The 20,696-nt window shown below is 71.4% G+C and carries 17 protein-coding genes; 11 read left to right on the top strand and 6 right to left on the bottom strand.

Annotated elements, in window-relative coordinates; translation table 11 throughout:
* Window positions 1-7: 7 nt before the first annotated feature.
* Window positions 8-667, bottom strand: coding sequence for a class F sortase (locus AB0D18_RS33595; protein ID WP_362427338.1), 660 nt, complete (start codon window positions 665-667; stop codon window positions 8-10).
* A gap of 390 nt (window positions 668-1,057) precedes the next feature.
* Between AB0D18_RS33595 and AB0D18_RS33590 the strand changes: the two genes are divergently transcribed.
* Window positions 1,058-1,537, top strand: a complete 480-nt coding sequence (locus AB0D18_RS33590) for a hypothetical protein (RefSeq protein WP_362427335.1) — start codon at window positions 1,058-1,060, stop codon at window positions 1,535-1,537.
* A 105-nt stretch (window positions 1,538-1,642) separates the two neighbouring features.
* On the opposite strand, the gene AB0D18_RS33585 is transcribed toward AB0D18_RS33590, so the two are convergent.
* A complete protein-coding gene (locus AB0D18_RS33585) occupies window positions 1,643-2,278 on the bottom strand; it encodes a hypothetical protein (protein ID WP_362427332.1) in 636 nt (211 codons plus the stop codon).
* A gap of 399 nt (window positions 2,279-2,677) precedes the next feature.
* On the opposite strand from AB0D18_RS33585, the gene AB0D18_RS33580 reads away from it, so the two are divergent.
* Window positions 2,678-4,219 carry an FAD-dependent monooxygenase gene (locus AB0D18_RS33580; protein ID WP_362427330.1) on the top strand — a complete coding sequence of 514 codons (1,542 nt, stop codon included), beginning with the start codon at window positions 2,678-2,680 and terminating at the stop codon, window positions 4,217-4,219.
* A 70-nt stretch (window positions 4,220-4,289) separates the two neighbouring features.
* Here the strand turns inward: AB0D18_RS33580 and AB0D18_RS33575 are convergent, their stop codons facing one another.
* Complete coding sequence (locus AB0D18_RS33575) at window positions 4,290-5,051, bottom strand: hypothetical protein (RefSeq protein WP_362427327.1); 762 nt, start codon at window positions 5,049-5,051, stop codon at window positions 4,290-4,292.
* A 433-nt stretch (window positions 5,052-5,484) separates the two neighbouring features.
* On the opposite strand from AB0D18_RS33575, the gene AB0D18_RS33570 reads away from it, so the two are divergent.
* The 4 genes from AB0D18_RS33570 (at window position 5,485) to AB0D18_RS33555 (ending at window position 10,553) form a co-directional block, all read left to right on the top strand.
* A complete protein-coding gene (locus tag AB0D18_RS33570) occupies window positions 5,485-5,733 on the top strand; it encodes a hypothetical protein (protein ID WP_362427324.1) in 249 nt (82 codons plus the stop codon).
* Between the two features lie 211 nt (window positions 5,734-5,944).
* Window positions 5,945-6,925, top strand: coding sequence for an SCO0930 family lipoprotein (locus tag AB0D18_RS33565; RefSeq protein ID WP_362427321.1), 981 nt, complete (start codon window positions 5,945-5,947; stop codon window positions 6,923-6,925).
* A gap of 251 nt (window positions 6,926-7,176) precedes the next feature.
* Window positions 7,177-7,989, top strand: a complete 813-nt coding sequence (locus AB0D18_RS33560) for an SAM-dependent methyltransferase (RefSeq protein ID WP_362427319.1) — start codon at window positions 7,177-7,179, stop codon at window positions 7,987-7,989.
* Between the two features lie 377 nt (window positions 7,990-8,366).
* A complete protein-coding gene (locus AB0D18_RS33555) occupies window positions 8,367-10,553 on the top strand; it encodes an EAL domain-containing protein (RefSeq protein WP_362427418.1) in 2,187 nt (728 codons plus the stop codon).
* Window positions 10,554-10,718: 165 nt separating this feature from the next.
* Here AB0D18_RS33555 and AB0D18_RS33550 read toward each other — a convergent pair whose 3' ends face one another.
* Window positions 10,719-11,597: a LysR substrate-binding domain-containing protein gene (locus AB0D18_RS33550; RefSeq protein WP_362427316.1), complete on the bottom strand. Its 879-nt coding sequence runs from the start codon at window positions 11,595-11,597 to the stop codon at window positions 10,719-10,721.
* Window positions 11,598-11,693: 96 nt separating this feature from the next.
* On the opposite strand from AB0D18_RS33550, the gene AB0D18_RS33545 reads away from it, so the two are divergent.
* Genes AB0D18_RS33545 through AB0D18_RS33535 form a run of 3 tightly spaced genes read left to right on the top strand, consistent with a single transcriptional unit; the run spans window position 11,694 to window position 15,134 of the window.
* Window positions 11,694-12,425, top strand: coding sequence for a succinate dehydrogenase cytochrome b subunit (locus AB0D18_RS33545; RefSeq protein ID WP_362427313.1), 732 nt, complete (start codon window positions 11,694-11,696; stop codon window positions 12,423-12,425).
* Between the two features lies 1 nt (window position 12,426).
* Window positions 12,427-14,391: a fumarate reductase/succinate dehydrogenase flavoprotein subunit gene (locus tag AB0D18_RS33540; protein WP_362427310.1), complete on the top strand. Its 1,965-nt coding sequence runs from the start codon at window positions 12,427-12,429 to the stop codon at window positions 14,389-14,391.
* Window positions 14,388-15,134, top strand: coding sequence for a succinate dehydrogenase/fumarate reductase iron-sulfur subunit (locus tag AB0D18_RS33535; RefSeq protein WP_362427307.1), 747 nt, complete (start codon window positions 14,388-14,390; stop codon window positions 15,132-15,134). The genes AB0D18_RS33540 and AB0D18_RS33535 overlap by 4 nt, the downstream gene beginning before the upstream one ends.
* Window positions 15,135-15,219: 85 nt before the next feature.
* Here AB0D18_RS33535 and AB0D18_RS33530 read toward each other — a convergent pair whose 3' ends face one another.
* Both AB0D18_RS33530 and AB0D18_RS33525 read right to left on the bottom strand, forming a co-directional pair.
* On the bottom strand, window positions 15,220-17,574 hold the full coding sequence (locus AB0D18_RS33530) for an excinuclease ABC subunit UvrA (protein ID WP_362427304.1): 2,355 nt from the start codon (window positions 17,572-17,574) through the stop codon (window positions 15,220-15,222).
* A 61-nt stretch (window positions 17,575-17,635) separates the two neighbouring features.
* Window positions 17,636-18,709 carry an MsnO8 family LLM class oxidoreductase gene (locus AB0D18_RS33525; RefSeq protein WP_362427301.1) on the bottom strand — a complete coding sequence of 358 codons (1,074 nt, stop codon included), beginning with the start codon at window positions 18,707-18,709 and terminating at the stop codon, window positions 17,636-17,638.
* 82 nt (window positions 18,710-18,791) lie between these two features.
* Here AB0D18_RS33525 and AB0D18_RS33520 point away from each other — a divergent pair, with 82 nt between their 5' ends.
* Window positions 18,792-19,280, top strand: a complete 489-nt coding sequence (locus tag AB0D18_RS33520; protein WP_362427298.1) for a hypothetical protein — start codon at window positions 18,792-18,794, stop codon at window positions 19,278-19,280.
* A gap of 142 nt (window positions 19,281-19,422) precedes the next feature.
* A complete protein-coding gene (locus AB0D18_RS33515; RefSeq protein ID WP_362427415.1) occupies window positions 19,423-20,688 on the top strand; it encodes an extracellular solute-binding protein in 1,266 nt (421 codons plus the stop codon).
* Window positions 20,689-20,696 lie beyond the last annotated feature (8 nt).

Here is a 20,696-nt window from a genome sequence, read left to right as displayed (position 1 = left end):
GTCACGCCTAGCGGGTGGCCACGAGCCGGGCGAACACCACCACGTTCCCCGCGTAGCCGCTGTCCTTCGAGTAGCCGCCGCCGCAGGTGATCACCCGCAGCTCCGGGTGCCCGGTGCCGCCGTACACCCGGGCGCCCGGGAAGTCCTCCTTGGAGTACACCTCCACCCCGTACACCTCGAAGACGGCGGTACGTCCGTCGAAGCGGTCCACCTCCACCCGCTGGCCCTTCTTCACCGAGCCGAGGCCGAAGAAGACGGCGGGCCCGGCGTGGTTGTCGACGTGCCCCACGACGACGGACGTGCCGTTCTGGCCGGGCGCGATGCCGTTCTGGTACCAGCCGGCCAGGTTGGCGTCCTGCGGGGGAGGGGCCTCGATCCAGCCCTCCTGGTCGAGGCCGACGTCCACCATGGGTGCGTCGACCTGGACCCCCGGGATGCGGACCCGGGCCGCCGGTGCGTACGGCAGCGGCGCGACCCCCGTGGCCCGACGTGGACCTGACGGCCCGTCAGAACCGTGGTCCCGTGCGGCTGCCGCGGCCGGCTGCGGCGGCCCGAAGGTGATGTCGCTGCCGTTGCGCAACAGGGCGAGCCCGGTGAGCATCGCCAGCGCCAGGGCACCCCACGGTGCGCGCCTCTTCGGGTGCGCGCCGCGCCATTCCTGCCCCATGTTGCTGCTCCCTTCGTCGCGCCCCGCCCGCCCGCCGTGCACGGATCCGCCCGTCTGGTACGGACGCTAAGCGCGCGGCGTCGACGCGGCGAGGTGCGGAGGGCGAACGGGTGGCAGGGCAGGAGTTTTGACGGCCAGTCACCTGGCGGGCCGTCAGTTGGCTAGCCTGCGGGGCCCTCCGGAGTGCTCCGCAGGGCGTCGAAGTGCGTCGAAAGCTTCAGGAGGACGCCCCAAGGCTCCGGAAGTCACCGGAACGGCGTGTTACGTCACCGGTCCGGCTCAGTGCGAAATGCGGGAGTCGCAGGCCCAAGTGAGGGTTCGTCATGGGAGACGTACTCGTCGAATTTCCCGGAGCACCGCTCCGGAGCGTCGTCCCATGGAGGTTCTACGATGCGTGCTTCACGCGCCTACGCGGCGATCGCCGTCGCTTGCGCCGCCGTCGGTTTCGCCGCTTCGCCGGCCGCCGCGACCAACGGTCCCAGCGACGTCACGGTCAACCCCTACTCGGTCCACCAGGGCAGCACGATCTCCATCGCGGCGACCGGCTGCGGCCACGGTGGAACGGTGACGTCCAACGCCTTCCCGCAGGCCAGCCTGTCGGCGGGCGGGAAGGGGTACGCGTCGGCCCGGATCAACGACCACGCCACCCCCGGGCACTACAACCTCGCGGTGAAGTGCAGCGACAACGCGATGGTCGCCACCCACCAGTTCACCGTGCTCGCCGGGCGCGGTGCGCACGGCGGACTCGGCGGCTCGTTCGGCCCCAGTGACACGGACGTGGCGGTCGGCGCGGGCCTGGTCGCCTCGGCGGCCCTCGGCGGTGCGATCTTCGTGGCCCGCCGCCGCAGGGCCGCCGGCGCCAGGGCCTGACCCGTACGTGCCAGGTGGTGCCACGCCGGTGGGCCCGAGTCCCTGCTCCAGGGACTCGGGCCCACCGGCGTATGTGTGTGACGCGGGTTCCGCAGCGCCGAGGTCTCAGTGCCGGCGGTTGCCCGCGGCCCGCCGGTGCACCGCGTACCAGGAGCCGCCGGCCGCGAGCACCACGAGGGCCGCACCACCGGCGACGCGGGTGCGGTCCATGCCGCCGATGCTGCCGCCGAGTCCGCCGCGCACCCCTCGGGGGGAAGCGGAAGTAATGGGGGAGGGGGTAGCGACGGGAGGGGTGGAGGTGACGGGAGAGGCGGAGGTGACCGGGGAGGCGGGGGTGACCGTGGACGGCCGGGAGGTCGAGCTCGTCGTCGGGAGGGTGCTGCTGCCCGCGACGGTCAGCGAGGCGGAGCCCTTGGCGCCGTTGCAGGAGAACGCCACGTCGTACCTGGCGCCGGGCCGGGAGTCCCAGCCGACGGTCGCCCTGCCGGTCTTCCCGGCCGGGATGAGCACCCTGTCGAAGACCCCGGAGGTGACGGTGGCGGAGCCGGGGCATCCCGTGGCGGTGAGCGTGACCTGGCGGCCGGGCGCGATGGTGGAGGGCGTCACGGAGAACCTGTACGCGGTGCCGGCCCCCGTAGTGGTGTCGCCGTCCGCCGCGGAGACGGGGGAAACGGTGCAGGTCAGAGCGGCGAATCCGACGGCGGTCGCCGCTGCGGTGGATGCGAGCCGTGTCGCGCGCATGGTGAAGCCTCCGGGTCCCCGAGGAGCAGCGGCGGAACGGTTTTCCACTCGTACATCGGAAATGCGCCTCGATATCCGAAACGCTAGGAGTGCCCGGTGCGACTCGCGATCACAGTCGCGCGAATGGGGCACAGAAGTCCCCCGGTCGGCCCCGGTGGGGAGGGTGGGACGACGGGACGGGGGGGCGCATTCGGCGGCATCACGGAGTGGTACGGGCAGGGGAGTTGACGCTGCCGCTCGGGCGGCCGGGGTGCACGGTGACCGCGGTCGGGCCGGACCTCGCCACCCAGCGCAAATAACGTTACTCGGTTGCGGTTGAGTCTTGGTTGTGTTTTTCTTCGTGTGGTGGACGTGCGACCTGACCGACCGCCGGACGAAGTGCGCAACGGAGGAGCGGACATGACTGGTGTGCTGATCGTGGGATCCGGGCCGACCGGGCTGACCCTGGCGTGCGACCTCGCCCGCCGGGGCGCCGAGGTGCGGATCGTCGACAAGTCCCCCGAATTCCCCCGGAGTTCACGGGCCAAGGGCCCCAACCCCCGAAGCCTCGAAGTGCTGGAGGACCTCGGTGTCGTAGGGGAGGTGCTCGCCGCCGGATGCGCCCCTCTCCTCATGCGCAAGTACCGCGACGGGACGGCCATTGCCGACTCCGACCCGAACGAGTCGCGGCGGCCGACCCCCGCCGCCCCCTACGACCGGGGACGGCTCCTCCCGCAGTGGAAGCTGGAGGAGATCCTCCGCACCCGGCTGGCCGGGTACGGCGTGCACGTCGAGCTGGGCACGGAGATCGTCTCGTACGAACAGGACGGCGACCGGGTCCTCGCCAAGGCCGCCGCCGGCTCCCGCATCGAGGCGGACTACCTGGTCGGCTGCGACGGCGGACACAGCTCGGTCCGCAAGCTCATGGGTGTCTCCTTCGACGGCACCACGCACGACACGCAGCTGATGGTCACCGGCGACGTCGCGCTGGAGGGCCCGCCGGACGGCGGCGCACAGCTCACCCGCGACCGCTGGCACCAGTGGTTCGACGAGGACGGCGCCGTGATGCTCTGCCCGATCCCGGGCACCGACACCCTCTGGTGGTTCCAGGCGGGACCCGAGTCCGACGCCGACGGTACGCCCGCACCTCCCTCCCGGGAGAGCTTCCAGCGGCTCTTCGACCGGCACGCCCGCATCCCCGGCATCCGCCTCACCGACGCCGCGCTGCTCTCCACGTACCGCGTCAACGTGCGCATGGCCGACCGCTTCCGCGACGGCCGCATCTTCCTCGCGGGCGACGCCGCGCACGTCCACCCGATCGCGGGCGGCCTCGGCATGAACACCGGCATCCAGGACGCCTTCAACCTGGGCTGGAAACTCGGCGCCGTCCTCACCGGGCAGGCCGGTGAGGACCTTCTCCGCACGTACGAGGAGGAGCGCCTGCCCGTCGCCGCCTGGACCCTCGACACCTCGTCGGCAGGGCTGGCGGCGGTCATGGAGGCGATCAAGAAGCCCGGCGGCGGCCTCGACGCGGGTCTGACCGAGGAGACCAACGCCCTCGGCCTCGGCTACCGCTGGAGCTCGCTCTCCCGCCGCGGCACGGTGGCCTCCACCACGCTCCAGGCGGGCGACCGCGCGCCGGACGCCCCGTGCACGGACACCGCGACCGGCACTCCGCTCCGCCTCTTCGAAGCGTTCGCAGGACCGCACTTCACCCTCCTCGGCTTCGGCGAGGGCGCGGCGGCGGCGCTGAAGGAGGTGGCCGAACAGGCCCCCGGCACCGTACGGACGTACCCGGTGGACGCGGGCCCGCACGGCGGTCTGAGCGACGACGACGGGCACGCCAGGGCCGCGTACGGCATCGAGGGCGACGCCCTGGTGCTGATCCGGCCCGACAACCACGTGGCCCTGTTCGCCGCGGCGGACGACAAGGACGCGGTGCTGGGCTGCCCCGGGGTGTGAACGCCTGTCGGCTCCCCGCGGGAAGCACGGGGAGCCGACAGGGCGGGGGTGGGGCGGGGGCGCGCGGTGGTCAGCCGCTGCCCGGGAGGAGCTCCAGGAACGGGTCCGGGGTGGCTGCGATGCCGTGGCCGAACGGTGAGTCCAGGTCCCAGATGAGGAAGAGCAGGAAGGCGATCATCACGCTGAAGAGTCCGGCGAGCAGCAACTCCCGTGGAGTGCGCCGGATTTGGAGGGTGAAGATCAGGCCGACGGTGATGAGGCCGCCGGTGATGAGGCCGAACCAGACGACGCCGGGCATCGTCGCCTCGGTGTTCTGGGCGCGTTGGTTGCGGGCGTCGTCCGCGGCGGCGACCTGGTCGACCAGGGGCTGGTAGGCCTGGCCCTCCAGGTCGGTCCTGGGGGCGTAGAGGGTGACGTCGTGGCGGACCCGGTCGAGGAGTTCGCCGCCGCGGTCGGTGAGTTCGCCCTGGTCGGTCATGTGCTGCCACTCGGTGTTGACGACGTGGCTGACGTACGCGTCGACGTCGGCGCGGATGCGGGCGCGGACCTCGGCCGGGTAGACCTCGGTGCGGGCACTGACCTCGTGCAGGGCCTGGGCCTCCTGGCGTACGGACTCCTGGGCGGCGCCGCGGCCCTCCCAGACTCCGGCGATGGCGAGGCCGAGGACGATCGCGTAGATCACGCCGATCATCATCGTCATGTATTCGAGGACATCGGGCGTTTCGCTCGGATCGTCGTCCTCGCCGACCCGGCGATGGTTGATGATCACGATGGTGATGACGACCGCACAGGCAGCGGCCATCGCGATGGTCAGTACGAGCCATTCCGACAAAAGAACCTCCGACGAAGGTCCCGCTCAGCGGGAGGAGCGGGGGCGCAGAACCGCGACGGCGAACACCGCGGGCGCCGAGATCATGAGCGTGAGAGTGAGCATCGAGGTCTGGCCCTCGGCGGGTTTGCGGGCCGGCCTGCGGTAGCTGGGAAGGGCGACCGCTCCGGGCAGCGGCGGTGCAGGCCGTGCCGAGGGGGGCGGTGCGCGAAGGGGCGGTGGAGGAGGGGGCAGCGGGGGCGGTGGGAGTGGTGGGGCTGCTTCCGGTCGTACGGGCGCGGGGGGCGCCGGTGCGGGCACCGGAGGCGGGGGCTTCGGCGACGGCGGCTTGGGTGCCGGGGGCCGCGGTGACGGAGGCTTCGGCTTCGCCGGAGGTGCCGGGGGCTTCGGGTCGGAGGGTGGCGGCGGCTGGGGTTCGGGCGGAGGCGGAGTCGGGGTGGGCGTCGGCCGGCAGGGGATGTGGCTGCCCGCCGCCGACACCGCGACCGACTCGCCGTCCTGGCCGACGGACGCGTACGCGCAGCTGTCGGCGGACGCGGGTACGGAGCCGGCCAGCAGCCAGCAGAGGGCGGCCGAGGACAGCAGGCGCACGAGGAGCGGACCGGAGATCCGGCGTGATCCAGCAAGGAAGGTCGTCATGAATCTGCTCAACGACGGTATGCGGGAGAAGTATGGGATCCCCTGATGGCTGATCTTTTGCGGATTCGCGTTCGGGACGGGAACGAATGAGCGGCGGAGGCCAACGGATGAGCGGCAGAGGTCACGGCAGCCGGTCCGGAAAGTTTTTCCCGGGGCGTTGAACACGGGGGCGCATCCCGCACGTACCTAGGGCCATGAGCGGCGCACACCGGCGTCGCACTCAGCCCTTCGGGCACCTTCGGGATACGGGAGTCGACATGAGCACCTGGCGGAATGCTTCGCTCGCGGTGACGGCGGCGGCAGTGCTGGCACTGACGACGGCGTGCGGTCAGGAGAACGGGAACGGCTCCTCCGGTTCCCAGTCCGTGGGGAACGCCGCCCCGGCCGAGAAGCCCGCGGGCGACGGGTACGGCAGCGGCGACGGATACGGCGACGGAGCGGCGGCCGCACCCAAGGAGGCGGGGCGGCTCGCAGTCAGGGACACCGGACAGCTCGGCAAAGTCGTCACCGACAGCGCGGGCATGACCCTCTACCGGTTCGACAAGGACACCGCGAAGCCGTCCCAGTCGAATTGCGACGGCGACTGCGCGAAGGCCTGGCCCGTGGTGCCCGCAGGCAGCGTCACCGCCGCACCTGGAACCGACCCGTCCGTGGTCGGCTCGGTGACCCGGAGCGACGGCAGCAAGCAGCTCACGCTCGGAGGCTGGCCCATGTACCGGTTCGCGAAGGACGCCAAGGCGGGCGACCTCAACGGGCAGGGCGTGGGCGGCACTTGGTTCGCCTCCGCGCCCGACGGCAAGAAGGCCGCCCCGGCGGGCGCGGAGGCACAGGCCCCGCCGGCCCCCGGCTCGGCGGCCCCGGAGGCCCCCGACGGGCTCCCCGGGATGTCCGTACGCAAGGACCCGAAGCTGGGCGAGATCGTCGTCGACTCCCAGGGCAGGACCGTCTACCGCTTCAAGAAGGACTCGGCCTGGCCCATGCGGACCGCCTGCACCGGAGCCTGCCTGGCGAAATGGCCGGCGGTCCCCCCGGTGGCCAGGAACAGCATCGAGGGCATCCTCAAGAAGGGTTTCGTCGTCTTCGACCGGCCCGACGGCGTCAAGCAGCAGACGATCAACTGCTGGCCCGTTTACACCTTCTCGGGCGACAGCAAGGCGGGCGACACCAACGGGCAGGGTGTGGGCGGCACTTGGTACGCGGTGTCCCCGCAGGGAAAACTCGTGGGCGCCCCCAAGTAGCAGTCCCGGCACATCAGCTCATACAGTCGGCCCGTCGTTCCCGCCCCGCGCGGGAACGACGGGCCGGACGCGTACCGTGGCACCGTGCAGGCGTACAGGGTGCACATGCCATCGGAGTGTGACCGAGAACGGACCGCCATTTTCCGTTTTCACTCGCTCTGCTGGCTACAGGTCAGTAGCCTCGGCTCGAACAACCGGGCGTGGTGATCAGCCTTGCCCGAACCCGTCGTGGCGACTTGTTGGAGACATTGATGGAGCGTCCCGCCTGGGCCCCGCCCGGCATCGACATCTCGATGCCGAGCGTGTCCCGCATCTACGACTTCTACCTGGGCGGTTCGCACAACTTCGAGGTCGACCGGGAGGCGGCCCGCCGGGCCATGGAGTTCATGCCGGGCCTGCCCAAGATCATGCAGGCGAACCGGGCGGTCATGCGGCGCGCGGTGCGCCACGCACTGTCCCAGGGCGTCACCCAGTTCCTCGACATCGGCTCCGGCATCCCCACCTTCGGCAACGTCCACGAGGTCGCCCAGGCCGCCGAACCCGGGGCGCGCGTCGTGTACGTCGACCACGATCCGGTGGCAGTCGCCCACAGTCAGGCCGTGCTCGCCGGGAACGACCTGGCCGCGGTCATCGCCGCCGATCTGCGCAAGCCGCGCGAGATCCTGGACCACCCCGCCCTGGGCCAACTCATCGACCTGGAACGGCCGGTGGCGCTCCTGCTGGTCGCCGTCCTGCACTTCATCGAGGACGCCGACGACCCGCAGGGCGCCGTCGCGACCCTCCGCGACGCGCTCGCGCCGGGCAGCATGCTGATCGTCACCCACGCCTCGTACGAGGGCGTCCCGGTCACCGAGGAACAGGCGGGCGGTGCCGTCGACGTCTACCAGAAGATCAAGAATCCGCTGATCATGCGCTCGCGCGCCGAGGTCGCCCGGTTCTTCGAGGGGTACGAGATGGTGGCACCCGGCCTCGTGCCGATGGCCGATTGGCGCCCCGAGACCCCTGTCGCGCAGGAGGACCCGTACGCGTTCTCAGGCTTCGCAGGGGTGGGGCGCAAGGCGTGAGCGCGCAGGCGCAGGCACCGGACGGGGAACAAGGACCGGGCCACGACGGCCGACCGGCCACGGCCCCACGACAGAGCCCCGACGCGATCCGGGCCGGGGGCGCCGGGCAGACCCCGGGCGCCGGACTGGCCCCAGGTGCCGGGCAGGCTCCGGGCGCAGGGTCGGCCCCAAGCATCGGGCAGAATCCGGGCGCGGACCCGGTATCGGCCAGGGGGCCGGTCAAGGGCGGTACCCCGGACCAGAGCGCCGACACGGGCATCGGCACGGGCATCGGCACGGGCAAGGGCGCGACCCGGGGTGCGAGCACGGCCCCGAGTGCCGGACCGGCCCCGGGCATCCGGCAGGCCCCGGGTGCCCGTGGAGACCGGCAGGCGGGTGTGGACCGGCAGGCGGGTGCCGACCAGCAGGCCGGTGCAGACCGTTGTGCCGTTCCCGACGGGCCCGAGGACCGGCTCAGGCGGTTTGCCACGATCTGGAGCCGGGCCATCTTCCCGGCCACCGCCACCTCCCTGACCCGCCCCGAGTTCGAGCAGCTCCTGCTGCCGCTCGCCCGGCGGCTCGGCGAGGCACTGCCCCGGCGGCCCTTCGACGCGGCGCCCGCGCACGAGGTCGGTGCCGCCCTCGTCGACGCGCATTGCACCGACCCGGACGCCCTCGTCCGTACCCTCGGCGTCGTCGACTCGTATCTCGTCCTCTACTGCGCCGCCGGTGACGAACCCCCGGCCGCAGCCGAGGAGAACCGGGCCCGCTGTGCCCGCCTCCAGCACGGCATCGCCGCCGGTTTCGCCCAGGCGCTGCGCGAGCGGACCCTGCGTGAGCAGGAGGCCATCGCCCGGTCCGCGCTGTCCGCCCGCAGTGAGGCCCGGCAGGCCCTGCACGCCACCGAGGAACGCTTCCGCGCGGTCTTCGAGGGAGCGGCCGTCGGTATCGGCATCGCCGCGCTCGACGGCACGATCCTGGAGGTCAACGAGACGCTGACCCGCATGTTCGGCGGCCTCGACTCCCAGGTCCGCGGCCGCAAGGTCAGCGAGTGGGGGCACCCCGAGGACACCGCCCAAATCTGGGGCATGTACGAGGAGTTGGTGCGCGGCGAGCGCGACCACTACCGCTGCGAGAAGGCGTTCTACCGCGGCGACGGTACCGTCCTGTGGACCAACCTCACGGTGTCCCTGCTGCGCGACGCCGACGGCCGCCCGCAGTATCAGCTCGCCCTCATGGAGGACACCACTGAGCGCCGGCTGCTCAACCTGCGGCTGCGGTACGAGGCGACGCACGACGCGCTCACCGGGTTGCCCAACCGCACCCTGTTCTTCGAACGGCTGGAGAAGGCGCTGGCTGCGGGCGGCGCTCCCCGCTTCGGCCTCTGCTACCTCGACCTCGACGGCTTCAAGGCCGTCAACGACAGCCTCGGCCACTCCGCGGGGGACCGCCTGCTCGTCGAGGTCGCCGACCGGCTGCAGAGCTGTGCGACCGCCCCCGGCGAGATGGTGGCCCGGCTCGGCGGCGACGAGTTCGTGGCGCTGACCACAGGCCCCGACACTCGCCGCGAGGTCGACGACCTGGCCGCCCGGATACTGAACGCGCTGGCCACCCCGGTACACCTGGAGGGCCGCGAGATCACCGTGCGCGGCTCCATCGGCATCGTCGAGGGCCCGGCGGGCGAACGCGGTCCCGCCGACGTGCTGCGCAGCGCCGACATCACCATGTACCGGGCCAAGTCGGCCGGTGGCAACCGCTTCGAGTTCGCCGACGCCGAGGCCGACGCGCGCGCCATCACCCGGCACGGGCTGACCAACGCGCTGCCCGCGGCCCTGGAGCGCGGTGAGTTCTTCATCGAGTACCAGCCGCTGGTCCACCTCGGCGACGGCAGCGTGCACGGCGCCGAGGCCCTGGTCCGCTGGAGCCACCCGCAGCACGGCGTCCTTGGCCCGGACCGGTTCATTCCGCTCGCCGAGCACACCGGTCTCATCGTGCCGCTCGGCCGTTGGGTGCTCCAGGAGTCCGTCACCCAGGCCAGGTACTGGCAGGAGAAGCACGCCGACGGCGGGCCCCTGCGCATCAACGTCAACCTCTCGCCCACCCAGCTGCACCACCCCGGCCTCGTCGCCGACACCGTCGAGGTCCTGGAACGTGCCGGGCTGTCACCAGGGGCGCTGTGCCTGGAAGTCACCGAGTCCGCGCTGATAGGGGCCGACGAGGACCTCCTGAAGCCGCTGCGCCAGCTCGCCGACATGGGCGTCGACATCGCCCTCGACGACTTCGGCACGGGGTACTCCAACCTCGCCAACCTGCGCCGCCTCCCGGTGAGCGTCCTGAAGCTGGACCGGTCCTTCACCCAGAGCATGCAACAACTGCCCGCCGATCCGGTGGACTTGAAGATCGTCGAGGGGATCGTCGCGCTCGCCCACAGCCTCTCGCTGGCGGTGACGGTCGAGGGCGTCGAGACGGGCGCCCAGGCCGACCAGCTGAGGGAGCTGGGCTGCGACACCGCCCAGGGGTGGTACTACGCCCGCCCGGGTGCGCCGGATCGCATTCACTCCCTGGTGCTGATGGACGCGGTCTAGCGGCCAGTGGGGTTGCCCCCCCTACCGGGAGTTGCCCATCGGGGGCGGGGGCATTGTGCGGGTGCGTCGTGGCTGGTCGCGCAGTTCCCCGCGCCCCTAAATGCCTGCCCCTCAGCCCCGCTGGCTTCCCACGCGGAGTGCCCCTTTTCCACGACCGCTCACCGCTCACCGCTCAGCCAAAAGCACCCGCTGCAGCTCCCGCGCCGCCCGCGGCGGAGCCACGTCGCTGCGGTGCGCCAGCGCGATCGTGCGCCGCAGCCCCGGTCTGGCCAGCGGCGTGACGCGCAGCCCGGTCCCGGCCCGTTCCGCCACCATGCGTGGGACGACGGCCACGCCAAGACCCGCCCGTACGAAACCGAGGACCGCGTCCATCTCGCCGCCCTCCACCGTGAACACCGGCTCGAAGCCCTCCGCCCGGCACGCGGCCACGGTCAGTTCCCGCAGGTCGTAGCCGTGCCGGAACATCACCATCGGCTCGTCCCGCAGATCCGCGATGCGGACCGGACGGCGCGGTGCGCGCGCGGCCGGCGACGACACCACCACCAGGTCCTCGTGCAGCAGTTCCACCGTGGTGAGCGCGGGGGAGGGGGTCGGGAGGGGCAGGACGACCAGGGCCAGGTCCAGGGCGCCGCGCGCCAGTTCCCGTACGAGATCGTGCGAGCCGCCCTCCTCGACGAGGAGCTGGATGCCCGGGTGCGCGTCGTGGAAGGTGCGCAGCACGTCGGGCAGGAGCCCGGTGCAGAGACTCGGCGTCGCACCCAGGCGGACCCGCCCCCGCCGCAGCTGCGCCAGCTCCTGCACCTCAAGACGGGCGGTGTCCGTGTCGGCGAGGATGCGCCGGGCGAGCGGGAGGAGGGCCTCGCCGGCATCGGTGAGGGAGATGTTGCCGCGCGCCCTGGTGAACAGGTCGGCGCCCAACTCCCGCTCCAGCGACCGGATCTGCTGGGAGAGCGAGGGCTGCGCCACATGCAGCTCCTCGGCGGCACGGGTGAAGTGCCGCGACTCGGCGACGGCCACGAAATAGCGGAGCTGCTGGAACTGCATGAGGCCAGTCTAGATGGGTCGATAGGCATTCCCTATGGAGATGAGCCGTACCATGTGTTGGACCTCTGGGGCCTTTCGGCCCTAGCGTCTTGCTCCATGGCTCTGGCAACGCGGCAGGACACCGCTCCCTCCCGAAAACCGCCCGTACGGCGCCCCACCGGACTCCGGGGATTCTGGGGGTCGACCGTCGGCAAGAAGACGGTCATGGCCGTCAGCGGGCTGATCATGCTCGGCTATCTCGTCGCCCACATGATCGGCAACCTGAAGATCTTCTTCGGGACGGACGAGTTCAACGGGTACGCGCACTGGCTGCGCACCATGGGCGACCCCGTCCTGCACTACGAGTGGGCGCTGTGGGGCGTACGCGTGCTGCTGCTGGCGGCCGTCGTCGGGCACGCGGTGTCCGCGTACCAGCTCAGCCGCCGCGACATCCGGGCCCGGCCCACCGCGTACGTCCACAAGCGCAGGCGGGCGAGCTACGCGACCCGCACCATGCGCTGGGGCGGCGTCATCCTGCTGCTCTTCATCGTGTGGCACCTGCTCGACCTGACCCTGCTCACGGTCAACGAGAACGCGCAGCCGGGCAAGCCGTACGAGAACGTCGTCGCGACCTTCTCCCACTGGTACGGCAACGCGATCTACATCGTCGCGATGCTCGCCGTCGGCCTGCACGTCCGGCACGGCTTCTGGAGCGCCGCCCAGACCCTCGGCGTCGGCAACGCCACCCGCGAGCGCTTCCTGAAGGCCGCCGCGAACCTCCTCGCCCTCGTACTGACCGTGGGCTTCCTCTCCGTACCGGTCGCGGTCATGACCGGATTGGTGGGCTGACATGACTTCCCCGTACGCCGACGCCGCGTCCTTCTCGGAATACGCGACCGGCGCCCCCGTCGCCGACACCAAGGCCCCCTCCGGGCCCGTCGCCGAACGCTGGGACACCCGCCGCTTCGAGGCGAAGCTGGTCAACCCCGCCAACCGGCGCAAGCACACCGTGATCGTCGTCGGCACCGGCCTCGCCGGCGGCTCGGCGGGGGCCACGCTAGCCGAACAGGGCTACCAAGTCGTGCAGTTCTGCTTCTCGGACTCCCCGCGCCGCGCCCACTCCATCGCCGCCCAGGGCGGCATCAACGCCGCCAAGAACTACCGCAACGACGGCGACTCGGTGCACCGGCTCTTCTACGACACCGTCAAGGGCGGCGACTTCCGCGCCCGCGAGTCCAACGTGCACCGGCTCGCCCAGATCTCGGTGGAGATCATCGACCAGTGCGTCGCGCAGGGCGTGCCCTTCGCCCGCGAGTACGGCGGCCTGCTCGACACCCGCTCCTTCGGCGGCGTCCAGGTGTCGCGGACCTTCTACGCCCGCGGCCAGACCGGACAGCAGCTGCTCCTCGGCGCCTACCAGGCACTGTCGCGGCAGATCGCCGCCGGGAGCGTCGAGATGCACCCGCGCACCGAGATGCTCGACCTGATCGTCGTCGACGGGAAGGCGCGCGGCATCGTCGCCCGCGACCTGATCACCGGGAAGATCGACACGTACTTCGCGGACGCCGTCGTCCTCGCGTCCGGCGGCTACGGCAACGTCTTCTACCTCTCGACGAACGCCATGAACTCCAACGCCACCGCGATCTGGCGGGCGCACCGGCGCGGCGCGTACTTCGCCAACCCCTGCTTCACCCAGATCCACCCCACCTGCATCCCGCGCACCGGCGACCACCAGTCCAAGCTGACCCTGATGAGCGAGTCGCTGCGCAACGACGGCCGCATCTGGGTGCCCAAGGCCCAGGGGGACCAGCGGCCGGCCCGCGAGATCCCCGAGGAGGAGCGCGACTACTACCTGGAGCGCATCTACCCCTCCTTCGGCAACCTCGTCCCCCGCGACATCGCCTCCCGCGCCGCCAAGAACGTCTGCGACGAGGGCAGGGGAGTGGGACCCGGTGGGCAGGGGGTCTACCTCGACTTCGCCGACGCCATCGCCCGGATGGGCCGGGGGGCCGTCGAGGAGAAGTACGGCAACCTCTTCGACATGTACGCGCGGATCACCGCCGAGGACCCGTACGAGACGCCGATGCGGATCTACCCCGCCGTGCACTACACGATGGGCGGGCTGTGGGTCGACTACGACCTCCAGACCACCGTGCCCGGCCTGTTCGCCGTCGGCGAGGCCAACTTCTCCGACCACGGCGCCAACCGGCTCGGCGCCTCCGCCCTCATGCAGGGCCTCGCCGACGGGTACTTCGTACTCCCTGCCACCATCAACGACTATCTGGCCCGGCACGCCCAGCAGGACGCCGTGGACGCCTCCCACCCGGCCGCCGCCGCTGTCGTACGGGAGACGGAGCAGCGCATCGAGAAGCTGCTCGCCGTCGACGGCGACCGCACCCCCGACTCCTTCCACCGCGAACTCGGCGAGCTGATGTGGGAGTTCTGCGGAATGGCACGGACCGAGGAGGGCCTGCGCAAGGCGCTGGGCCGGATCCCGGAGATCCGCGAGGAGTTCTGGCGGCGGATCAAGGTGCCCGGCACCGGCGAGGAGTTCAACCAGTCCCTGGAGAAGGCCAACCGCATCGTCGACTACCTGGAGCTCGCCGAGCTGATGTGTCTCGACGCCCTGCACCGTGAGGAGTCCTGCGGCGGCCACTTCCGCGAGGAGTCCCAGACCCCGGACGGGGAGGCGGCCCGCGACGACGCGCGCTTCTCCTACGCGGCCGCCTGGGAGTTCACCGGCAACGCCCCCGTCCTACACAAGGAAGACCTCCTCTTCGAGTACGTCCACCCCACCCAGCGGAGCTACGCATGAGGCTCACCCTGCGCGTCTGGCGCCAGAAGAACCCGAACACCCCCGGGGAGATGGCGAGTTACGACGTCGACGGCATCTCCGCCGACATGTCCTTCCTCGAAATGCTCGACACCCTCAACGAGGAACTGATCCTCAGGGGCGACGACCCCGTCGCCTTCGACCACGACTGCCGCGAAGGCATCTGCGGCGCCTGCTCGCTCGTCATCAACGGCGACGCACACGGCCCCGAGCGCACCACCACCTGCCAGCTCCACATGCGGTCCTTCTCCGACGGCGACACCATCGACGTCGAACCGTGGCGGGCCTCCGCGTTCCCCGTCGTCAAGGACCTCGTCGTGGACCGCTCCGCCTTCGACCGGATCATCCAGGCCGGCGGATATGTGAGCGTGCCCACCGGCGCCGCACCCGAGGCGCACGCCACCCCCGTGCCCAAGGCCGACGCCGACTTCGCCTTCGAGCACGCCGAGTGCATCGGCTGCGGGGCGTGCGTCGCAGCCTGCCCCAACGGGTCGGCGATGCTGTTCACCTCGGCCAAGATCAACCACCTGAATGTGCTTCCGCAGGGCGCACCCGAGCGCGAGACGCGGGTCCTCGACATGGTCGCGCAGATGGACGACGAGGGCTTCGGCGGCTGCACCCTCGCCGGAGAGTGCGCCACCGCCTGCCCGAAGGGGATTCCACTGCCGTCCATCGCGGCGATGAACAAGGAATGGCTGCGGGCGAACAAGAAGGTCCGGCGCTGAGTTCCCGGACGGGAGAGGCGGCCAGGACGGCGGTCAGGACGGCGGCCAGGACGGCGCTCAGGACGGCGTACCGGCCCGTGGAGGACTAGACGGATCCACCGGCGAATTCCCGTGCCAGGTACGGCGCGGTACGGCTCTCCGCCGACCGGGCCACCTCGCGGGGCGGTCCGGCCGCGACGATCCGGCCGCCCTCGTCGCCGCCGCCGGGGCCGAGGTCGAGCACCCAGTCGGCGCCCGCCACTACGGCCATGTCGTGCTCGACGACGACCACCGAGTTCCCGGCGTCCACGAGACCGTGCAGCTGCCGCATGAGGACTTCCGTGTCGGCGGGATGCAGTCCGGTCGTCGGCTCGTCGAGGACGTACAGGGTGTGCCCCCTGCGGGTACTGGAGCGCTGCAACTCCGATGCCAGCTTGATGCGTTGGGCCTCGCCGCCGGACAACTCGGTGGCGGGCTGGCCGAGCCGCAGATAGCCGAGACCCACCTCGAGCAGGGCGCGCAGACTGCGGGCCGCGGCCGGAGTGGAGGCGAAGAAGTCCGCCGCCGCCTCGACCGTCAGGTCCAGCACCTCGGCGATGTTCAGGCCCCGGTGCGTGACCTGGAGCGTTTGCGGGTTGTAGCGGGCGCCGTGGCAGTCCGGGCACGGCGCGTACGTACTGGGCAGGAAGAGCAGCTCCACCGAGACGAAACCCTCGCCCTGGCAGGTCTCGCAGCGGCCACCCGCCACATTGAAGGAGAACCGGCCCGCTCTGTACCCGCGCGCCTTCGACTCCTCCTCCGCCGTGAACAGCTTCCGCACGACGTCGAAGAGTCCGGTGTACGTCGCCAGGTTGGAGCGCGGTGTGCGGCCGATCGGCTTCTGGTCGACCGTCACCAGCCGCTGCACACCGGGGAGTTCATCGGTGATCCCGCCCGCCAGGGTGGACTTTCCGGAGCCCGAGACCCCGGTCACGGCGGTCAGGACGCCCAACGGCAGTTCCGCCTCCAGCGCGTGCAGGTTGTGCCGGGTCAGCGGGCCGAGCTTCAGCCACCCGGACGGCTCGCGGACGGCCCGTACCGGCGGCGGCTGCCGGTCGAAGAGGAAGCGACGCGTCGCCGACTGTGCGACCTCGGCGAGCGCGGCGGGCGGCCCGCTGTGCAGCACCAGCCCGCCGTGCTCGCCCGCCGCCGGGCCGACGTCCACCAGCCAGTCCGCACGGCGTACGACATCGAGGTGGTGCTCCACGACGAACACCGAGTTGCCCGACGCCTTCAGCCGGTCCAGGACCACCAGGAGGGCCTCGGCGTCCGCCGGGTGCAGTCCGGCCGACGGCTCGTCCAGGACGTACACCACACCGAAGAGCCCGGACCTCAACTGGGTGGCCAGGCGCAGACGTTGGAGTTCTCCGTTGGAGAGAGTGGGGGTGGTGCGGTCCAGGCCGAGATAGCCGAGACCGAGCTCGGTGACGACGGCGATACGGGCGCGGAGGTCGTCGGTGAGCACACGGGCGGTCTCCCCGGCGGTGCCCGCCGCGAGGACCTCCGAGAGCTCGGCGAGGGGGAGCGCCGCCAGCTCCGCGATCGTACGGCCCGCGAAAGTGACCGCCAGGGCCTCAGGGCGAAGCCTGCTGCCGCCGCACGCCGGGCACGGCGCGCTGCTCAGGAAGCGTTCGGCCTTCGTGCGCAGCGACTGGCTCTTGGTGTCGGCGAAGGTGTGCAGGACGTACCGCCGGGCGCTCATGTACGTGCCCTGGTACGGGCGTTGGATGCGGCCCGCGTCGCGCACCGGGTGCACGGTGACCACCGGCTGCTCGTCCGTGAACAGGATCCAGTCCCGGTCCTGCTGCGGCAGCTCCCGCCACGGCCGGTCCACGTCGTACCCGAGGGCGTCCAGCACGTCCCGGAGGTTCTTGCCCTGCCAGGCACCCGGCCAGGCGGCGATCGCCCCGTCGCGGATCGACAGCGACGGGTCCGGCACCAGCAGCTCCTCGCTGGTGCCGTGGACGCGGCCGAGCCCGTGGCACTCGGGACAGGCCCCGGCGGCGGTGTTCGGCGAGAACGCGTCCGAATCGAGGTGACCTGCGCCCGCCGGGTAGGTGCCCGCCCGCGAGAAGAGCATCCGCAGCGAGTTCGACAGCGTGGTAACCGTACCGACGGAAGACCGGGAGGACGGCGCCGACCTGCGTTGTTCGAGGGAGACCGCGGGCGGCAGGCCGCTGATCTCACCGACGCGCGGGGCACCGACCTGGTGGATCAGCCGGCGGGCGTACGGGGCGACCGACTCGAAGTAGCGGCGCTGTGCCTCCGCGTAGATCGTCCCGAAGGCCAGCGACGACTTCCCGGAGCCGGAGACTCCGGTGAAGACCACGAGGGCGTCGCGCGGGATGTCCACGTCGACGTCGCGGAGGTTGTGCTCGCGGGCGCCCCGGACACGGACGTACGGATCGTGCGGGCTGTGCATGGGGTACTCCGTACGAACGGGGGCGGCGGCGGGGGGGAGCCACGGGACAAACAGTTCGATTCTAGGCGCGTGTGGGGATCCGGGGGCGGCGGGGGATCTGGGCGTGCGGGGGCACGGCCTGCCGGTCGCGCCCCACCAGGGCCGCCAGCAGCCGGTAGGAGTCCAGCAGGCCCGCCCGGTCGTACGTACTGGTGGTGACCAGCACCTCGTCCGCACCGGTGGCCCCGATCACCTCGGTGAGAGCCGCCTCGACCTGCTCCGGGGTGCCGTGCACATGGCCGCGCAGCCCGCTCTCGTAGAAGCCCCGCTCCTTGTCGCTCATGCCGCCCTCGGCCCGGGCCCGCCGCTCGATGTCCTCGGCGGGGGCCAGCGGCGGGAAGGTGCCGTGAGTGCGTGAGTACGCCATGGACCAGGCTTCCGGGACCAGCAGCCGCCGGGCCGCCTCCTCGCTGTCCGCGACCGCCACCGTCCCCGCTATCACCACGTACGGCTGCGCCGCCCACACGGACGGCCGGAAGTCCGCGCGGTAGCGGTCCACGGCGGCCAGGAGCTTCTCCCGGCCGCGCAGGTCGCCGACCACCACCGGCAGCCCGGCCGCGGCGGCGATCCGGGCACCCTCCCCGGTGGCCAGCACGAACGGCGGTACGCGCAGACCCTCCGCCGGGTACGCGTGCACCGGGCCGCCGCCGGTGAACCGGCGCAGCAGCTCCGCCAGCTGCTCCTCGAAGCGGTCGGCGTCGTCCTTGTCCCGGCCGAGCGCCTTGCGCACCCCGTCGGTGAAGCCCACCGAGCGGCCCAGACCCATGTCGATCCGGCCGGGGAACAGTGCCTCCAGCACCCCGAACTGCTCGGCCACCACCAAGGGCTGATGGTTGGGCAGCATCACTCCGCCGGTGCCGACCCGGATCGTGGAGGTCGCGGCGGCGACCGCGGCGGCCAGCACCGTCGGAGCGGAACCGGCCACCCCGGGCACACTGTGGTGCTCGGAGACCCAGAAACGGTCGAAAGAACCCAGCGCTTCGAGCTGCTGGGCGAGGCGCACAGAGTCGCGCAGCGCCTGCGGGCCGTCGTGCCCCTCGCGGGTGCGGGAACGGTCCAGAACGGAAAACCGGGTCTGCGCGATCACTGTGCTCACACAGGGTTCAACGCAGGAGCGGCGACAAGATTCCCGAACGGCATTTCGACCGAGGCCCCGGCCGGGTCCTTAGGCTGTGGCCATGACGGATCACCCCAGGCCCCTCGCCGTGTTCGACCTCGACGGGACCCTCGCCGACAGCACGCACCGCCAGCGCTTCCTGGAACGCAAGCCGCGCGACTGGAACGCCTTCTTCGCCGCGGCGCCCCAGGACCCGCCCCTCTCCGAGGGGGTCGCGCTCGCGCTGAGCAGCGCGCGGGAGTGCGAGGTCGTCTACCTCACCGGACGCCCGGAGAGATGCCGCCGCGACTCCGTCGCCTGGCTCGCCGCCCAGGGGCTGCCCGAGGGGCGGATGTGGATGCGGCCGGACAACGACCGGCGGCCCGCCCGGCAGACCAAACTGGAGATCCTCAAAAGGCTGGCCAGGGGCCGGGAGGTACGGGTGCTCGTCGACGACGACGCCCTCGTCTGCGACGCGGCGGAGCAGGCCGGGTTCACGGTCGTACGGGCCCGCTGGACCGCCGCGTCCGCCGCGCTCAAGGACGCCCAGGAGCGGGAGGGACGCACCTGAGGAGCGAGGCAGAAGCGGAAGGGACCGGGGGCCGGGCGGACAACGGCGGCGCACGGACTGCAAGTCGTGCCCCGGAACCCCTTGACCAGCGGAATGGTCCATGCATATTTCTTGATCCGTGAACCTTGCGCAGAAACGCTCCATATCCGTCGCCACCGCGTGTGCCACGACAGGCGCCCTCCTGACCGGCTGCGGGATGCTGCCCGGATCGGCCCCCGAGGAGAAGTCCAAGACCATCACGGTCTGGTTGATGAAAGACAGTGCTTCCCAGGAATTCCTGAAAAGGTTCACGGAGGAGTTCGAGCGGAACCACGCCAATACAACGCTGGAGTTCCAGATCCAGCCGTGGGCCGGCATCGGCCCCAAGGTCAACAAGGCGTTGGAGAGCGACAGTCCGCCCGACGTCATCGAGGTCGGCAACACCCATGTCGCCCAGTACGCCGACCGCGGCGGCCTGCAGAACCTCACCCTGGAGTCGGTCCGCGACTTCGGCGGCGACGACTGGCTGCCCGGTCTCGCCGAACCGGGAAGGATCAGCAACGCGCAGTACGGCATCCCCTGGTACGCGGCCAACCGCGTGGTCATCTACCGCAAGGACCTCTTCCAGCAGGCCGGCATCAAGACGCTGCCGCGCGACCGCACGGAGTGGCTCCAGGCCACCAACGATCTCAACACCAACGGAAACCAGGGCATTTACCTGGCAGGGCAGGACTGGTACACGCTGTCCGGCTTCATCTGGGACGAGGGCGGCGAGCTCGCCGCCGACGCCGGCGGGAAGTGGAGCGGCACGCTGCACAGCGAGGCCGCGCTCAAGGGCATGCAGTTCTACAAGAAGATGCAGGGGCTCGGCCGTGGCCCCCGCGACGCGGACGAGGAGAAGCCCCCGCAGGCCGACATGTTCGCCCAGGGGGACATCGCACAGATCATCGCCACCCCCGGCACCGCGAAGCTCGTCGAGCAGAAGAACCCGCAACTGCGCGGCAAGCTCGGCTTCTTCCCCCTCCCGGGCAAGACCGAGGACACCCCGGGAGCCGTCTTCATCGGCGGCTCCGACCTGGTGATCCCCGAGCGCACGGACGAGCGGCGTGCGGCGATCGAGGTGGTGAAGGCACTGGCGAGCGAGAAGTGGCAGAAGGACCTCGCCCGCACCATGAACTACGTCCCCAACAAGGGCAGTCTGGCCTCCGCGGTGGCGGGCGAGGAGGGCGTGGCGGCCATGGCGAGGGGAGCCGTGGCGGGCCATGCCACTCCCGCGTCGCCCAAGTGGGGGGACGTCGAGGCGGACAACCCGATCAAGAAGTACATGACGAAGGTGCTGAACGGCGCCCCTGCCGCCGTCGCCGCGAAGCAGGCGTCGGCGGAGATCACCGAGGTGCTGCAGCGGGTCGGCAAGGAAGAAGAGGAGTAGGCCGGACG

The organism is Streptomyces sp. NPDC048442, assembly GCF_040651475.1.
Lineage (GTDB): Bacteria > Actinomycetota > Actinomycetes > Streptomycetales > Streptomycetaceae > Streptomyces.
This window is presented reverse-complemented; position numbering and strand designations above follow the sequence as displayed.